The organism is Endozoicomonas sp. YOMI1 (genome assembly GCF_024606345.1).
In the GTDB taxonomy this organism is placed as follows: domain Bacteria; phylum Pseudomonadota; class Gammaproteobacteria; order Pseudomonadales; family Endozoicomonadaceae; genus Endozoicomonas.
Genome location: NZ_JAHHPM010000537.1, coordinates 1 through 1,691, shown reverse-complemented (window position 1 = coordinate 1,691; position 1,691 = coordinate 1). Strand labels below are relative to the sequence as shown.

Annotated in this window: 2 protein-coding genes; both read left to right on the top strand. The window is 44.6% G+C overall.

Annotated features, from left to right (window positions below; all coding sequences use genetic code 11):
- Positions 1 to 119: 119 nt before the first annotated feature.
- Positions 120 to 341 carry a hypothetical protein gene (locus KDK15_RS19010; protein ID WP_257296971.1) on the top strand — a complete coding sequence of 74 codons (222 nt, stop codon included), beginning with the start codon at positions 120 to 122 and terminating at the stop codon, positions 339 to 341.
- A gap of 51 nt (positions 342 to 392) precedes the next feature.
- A complete protein-coding gene (locus KDK15_RS19005) occupies positions 393 to 1,367 on the top strand; it encodes a hypothetical protein (RefSeq protein ID WP_257296970.1) in 975 nt (324 codons plus the stop codon).
- Positions 1,368 to 1,691 lie beyond the last annotated feature (324 nt).

The window sequence follows — 1,691 nt, the reverse complement described above, 5'->3', positions numbered from 1 at the left end:
TTAAAGGCCATCCGTGGCGTCCTCTGTTTGGTTTGGTTGCTTAACAGAGTACCCCTGAGTTCTGATTCATTTCAAAGGTATTTCTGTGGCAACCCTCTGGTTACAGAGGTTATGCATTTATGATACGAATTCAGGAGCTGGATATTCCTGTTACTCCACATAATAGCTATAAAACAGCGGTGGATTATGTCCTCAATCTTCATGAACTGGGTTTTGAGGAACTGCATTATGTTCACATCCATGTGAAATGGATCCTGTACTTTCCCTGTAAAACCACTGTACAGGATGACAGCGAAGTAATGCCAGATTGTGACATTGTTCACTCTGCTGAACTTTTATAAGAATGAGAGGTCTTAAGCAGCAGTTCAATAAGTTAATTATTCAATAATTCAATGTATAGATCCAACCTGCTACCTTCAGTCAATCCTGACTCTTCTGATCCCTATTTCGACTCATTAGATTTAATAGACCATACGTGTCAGTTTTCTGCCAGCGAACAACATCCGACGTATAAAGGCATGCCTGTTCAAACAATGAAAGATTCTTTCTCTGTTTACACTAATGAATTAGATGATGTAGATGAAAATAACACTCATTCTTTTCATTTATTGAATAAATATAAAATTATTCCTTTAACGCTTGACGATCAGGCAGACTTTTTCATAACTGATATTCCTGAGATACCACAATCAGCCCTTGATGAATATGTACCTTGGAATCTTGATAATAAATCTGTTAATAATCCGCTATCATCGACACTGAATATTCCCTTGGTCCAACAGGAATGCATATCGAAGAATGAGCCTGAGATCAGGATGCCAACATCAGCAAGCCATTCGGATCCAGATTATCCGTTAACTAATCCTCCTGTCGCACCCCCTGACCCAGAAGAAGATTTACGGCCAGTTGCAGTAGTTAACCCGCAAAACCTGAACCAAACGACAAATGATAACCAAACGCCCCCAGCAGAAGAAATTATTGATGATAACTCTGCAATAATTGAGGGCAAAAGGGAGCGCAAAAGGGAGCGCCAGAGGAAGTACAAAAGGGAGCGTCGCAAAGATCCCGCCTACGCAGAGCGCGAAAGGGAACGCCAAAGGGAGCGTCGCAAAGATCCCGCTTTCATAGAGCGCGAAAGGAAGCGCCAAAGGGAGCTTCGCAAAGATCCCGCTTTCGTAGCGCGTAAAACGGAATACAACAGGAAGTACCAAAGGAAACGCTGTAAAGATCCTGCTTACCTGGAGCGCCAGAGGAAGTACATAAGGGAGCGTTGCAAAGATCCCGCCTACGCAGAGCGCCAAAGGGAACGCCAAAGGGAGCTTCGCAAAGATCCCGCTTTCATAGAGCGCGAAAGGGAAGCGCCATAGGGAACTCAAAAGGCGACTTCGCAAAAATCCCGCTTTCGTAGAGCGCCAAAGGCAACTTCGCAAAGATCACGCTGCGCGAAAGGCAATGCCAAAGGGAGCATAGAGGGAGCTGGGCAAAGATCGCTGTCAAGTGGAGGATCAAAGAATTTACATCTGGACACACCTTAAGGGGCTTTGATATTACCCGTGCTTGTGTGTCCGGAAAACTATAACCACTTCAGATCAAAAAGCGGTTAATGGAACCACATGCGTTGCGTTTATACCTACGAGTGCTTGCTCCGGTTTCCATGGGCAGGTGCTTTCTGACTTCGTTGCCTACTCGCT